The 3,647-nt window shown below is 45.3% G+C and carries 2 protein-coding genes and 1 pseudogene; 1 reads left to right on the top strand and 2 read right to left on the bottom strand.

Annotated elements, in window-relative coordinates; all coding sequences use genetic code 11:
- A partial coding sequence (locus LYNGBM3L_RS47280; protein ID WP_044492833.1) for a DUF4058 family protein occupies window positions 1–478 on the bottom strand: 478 nt, incomplete at its 3' end.
- Window positions 479–877: 399 nt separating this feature from the next.
- Between LYNGBM3L_RS47280 and LYNGBM3L_RS11870 the strand changes: the two genes are divergently transcribed.
- Window positions 878–2,290, top strand: a complete 1,413-nt coding sequence (locus tag LYNGBM3L_RS11870; RefSeq protein WP_008183013.1) for an amidase — start codon at window positions 878–880, stop codon at window positions 2,288–2,290.
- 331 nt (window positions 2,291–2,621) lie between these two features.
- Here LYNGBM3L_RS11870 and ilvC read toward each other — a convergent pair.
- A pseudogene (gene ilvC, locus LYNGBM3L_RS11865) lies at window positions 2,622–3,616 on the bottom strand (ketol-acid reductoisomerase).
- Between the last annotated feature and the right edge of the window lie 31 nt (window positions 3,617–3,647).

Genomic DNA, 3,647 nt, shown 5'->3' with positions numbered 1-3,647 from the left:
GCCCTTCTGATCGCGTAGCGTGGCCTACGGCCTTAGACCGTTTGTTTTTGGGAGAAAGAATTTCGATGACAGTAATTACTTTGCCAGTTTCTAGCTTTCGCACTTCTAAATACCACTTCTTGATGCAGTCGCTCATGGGGGGAACCCCCAAGACCGCGCTGCATCGCTCTTTAACCATTTCAGTCATCGGTAGAGCAATCTTCATCGGTTTAACACTAGGAGCAGCAACGGTAACCAGGGGTGACGGATCTTGGTGGTTGCTTTGAGAACTTTGAACCACTACATCATCAGGAATTCCTACTAGCATCGAATCATCACCAGTAGCGTTGTAGACTCTTTCCTCAATTGCTACCCGATACTTAGGACGTAGCTGGGGGTTAAGGCTTTGGGCAATCAGGACAATGAGCCATTTGTGAACTTGTGACCAATATTCAGGTTTCTCCAGGTAGGGATTCATCCCAGGAAAAGGTGAAGGCATCTGGTGTATTGAGGCTGTGAAGTGGTATAGTACCTAAGTTAGCGAAAAATTTTGGCTCTTCGGTACCTGCAACCTGGCCAGTAATTTTGGGAAACTTCTGGAAAATCACCAGAATTTAACGATGTGTTATACCAATTTATAAAATTCAATGGTATAATAGATTCTAAATAAAATTAATCTTAAGACAGCTATGGTCTGGGCTGACCCCCTAACCTGCTGTAGCCTTCGATTTAAGCAACGTTTAACAAACAGTCTCTCAAACTCCTACTCTGTATAGCTTTGAGATTTTAAGAATTCAGTTTTACTAACTAGCATCTCAATGCCTAAAAGTATTGGTAAGTAATACTCTTAGGCATTTTTTTTTGGCAAATTAGCATCCGTTTATGGGAAACAAGCATTATGAATCAAGTTGACCTAGCGTTTACTCCAGCTCTAGACCAAGCCCAACTGATCCGCAAGGGTGAGATATCACCCCTGGAATTAGTCCAACTCTACCTTGAACGGATCGAAGGATTAAATCCTCAACTAGGGAGTTACTTCACTGTGGCTTCTGACATGGCACTTGTGGATGCTAAAGCTAAAACCGAACAACTTGCCGAAACTACCGATACCTCTAAACTCCCTCCATTTTTTGGTGTCCCGATTGCGATTAAAGACCTCAGGGCTGTAGAAGGACTCCCTTGTACTTTTGGTGTTGCTGCCTTCAAAGACAATATTGCTGAGTATGATGATGGGGTAATCACGCGGATCAAGCAAGCTGGATTCATTATTTTAGGTAAGACTGCTACCTCTGAACTGGGTTCGTTACCCTATACCGAACCCCCAGGATTTCCAGCGGCTCGCAATCCCTGGAATCTGGACTACACACCAGGGGGATCCAGTGGCGGTTCAGCTGCAGCAGTAGCAGCTGGCTTATCTCCCATTGCCCAAGGTTCCGATGGTGGCGGTTCCCTGCGCGGTCCAGCCTTTTGCTGTGGTTTGGTGGCGATTAAACCGACACGAGGTCGTATTTCTTGCGCTCCAGTAGGGGACTTTCAAAGTGGTATTGCCAGTATTGGTCCGATGGCACGGACGGTTGCTGATGCAGCCGCCTTACTGGATGTGATGTCTGGCTATATTACTGGAGACCCTTACTGGTTACCTGACCCAGAGATATCGTTTCTAGAGGCTACCCATCAACAACTGGATAATTTGCGGATTAGTTTTGCCACATCGATTAAACCGATGGGAGCAGCGTCAGCTGTATGTGAAAAGATTGTGGTGGAAACCATGCAGCGACTGGAAGGGATGGGACATTTGGTTGAACCGGGTTGTCCAGATTTCAGTGACATAGTCGAACCGTTTAAGACAGTATGGCAAGCTGGGGTAACCTCAGCAGGAATTCCCTTAGAAGCCTTAAGTCCGATGAATCGCTGGATTGCTGAACAATCCGGTTCTGCTGGGGAATATTTACAAGCGGTGACTAAGCTACAAATTATAGCGCGTCAAATTGTGGGATTCTTTAACAACTATGATGTGCTAGTGTTACCTACTTATTTACATCCACCGATTCGGGTCGGAGAGTGGGACGATTTGAGTTATGAAGAAACCTTGGAGAATATTATTAATTGGATTGGACCGTGTCCACCATTTAATGCTACTGGACTTCCTGCGATCGCAATTCCTGCTGGTTTTGATGAGAAGGGCTTACCTCTCGGAATTCAGTTAGTGGGACCTCCAGCATCAGAAGCAACACTATTGGCATTAGCGGCTCAGTTGGAAGCTGCAAACCCTTGGAGTGATTATCGTCCCACTATCGCAACGGAAGTATAGTTTAGGACATAATATTTGGCTTTAAAGGGAACAGGGAATAGGGAACAGGGAACAGAAATATGTATTAACCTTGACTTCGACTGCTATAAAATCTAAAATTTACAGGACTTACGCCACATATGAGTTATTTCCCCATCCAACAAGTTATAGTTATGGCGTAAGTCCTGATTATATTTATAGCGTTTCTCGCAGTTATGAGGTACGCTCGTCAACCTCAAAGTCCCCCTTAATAAGGGGGATTTAGGGGGATAATAGGTACCTTATGGGATATAGAATTGCTATAAGTGCTGATTTAAAAGGTTAATCGTAAACCGTCAACAGTCAACAATGCTTAAGCTTTTTTCAACCAGCTGAACATAGCCCGTAAGTCTTTACCAACTTCCTCGACGGGATGTTCTTTATTCTGACGGCGCATAGCAGTGAAGACGGGTTTACCTCCCTGATTTTCCAAGACAAATTCACGGGCGAATTGACCTGATTGAATTTCTTTGAGAATTTTACGCATCTCGGCGCGAGTTTCATCAGTAACAATCCTTGGCCCACGGGTATAGTCACCATATTCAGCAGTGTTGGAGATGCTATCGCGCATGTTAGCTAAACCACCTTCTACGACTAGGTCAACAATCAGTTTCACTTCATGAAGGCATTCAAAATAGGCCAATTCTGGTTGATAACCAGCAGCGACTAGGGTCTCAAATCCGGATTTAATCAATTCACTCAAGCCGCCACACAATACGACTTGCTCACCAAATAGGTCAGTTTCTGTTTCTTCCCGGAAGGTAGTTTCAAGAACCCCGGCACGGGTACCACCAATTCCTTGGCGTAAGCCATGGCGCGATCGCGTGCTTGGCCTGTGGCATCCTGGTAAACAGCAAATAGACAAGGTACCCCTTCTCCCTGTTCATAGGTGCGCCGCACCAAATGTCCTGGGCCTTTGGGAGCAACCATGATCACATCTATGAATTCTGGGGGAACAATTTGACCAAAATGAATATGGAAGCCGTGGGCAAAGGCAATAACATTACCCTCGGTCAGATTTGGCTCAATTTCTGCCTGATAAATGGTTTTTTGCACTTCATCCGGCAGCAAGATCATCACCAAGTCAGCTGCTTTAGCAGCATCAGCCACTGTGTGGACGGTTAAGCCTGCTTCTTCAGCTTTGCCCTTAGACTTACTACCTGGATACAGTCCCACGATCACATTCATGCCACTCTCTTTAAGATTAAGGGCGTGGGCGTGACCTTGAGAACCATAGCCGATGATAGCAATAGTTTTATCCGCCAGTAGGTCTAGGTTAGCGTCGGTATCGTAATACATCTGAGCCATTGTAATTTCTGTTCCTTTTTGCTGGTCATTG

Source organism: Moorena producens 3L (genome assembly GCF_000211815.1).
Taxonomy (GTDB): Bacteria; Cyanobacteriota; Cyanobacteriia; order Cyanobacteriales; family Coleofasciculaceae; genus Moorena; species Moorena producens.
The sequence above is the reverse complement of the archived record's forward strand: the minus strand, read 5'-3'. Positions and strand labels throughout refer to the sequence as shown.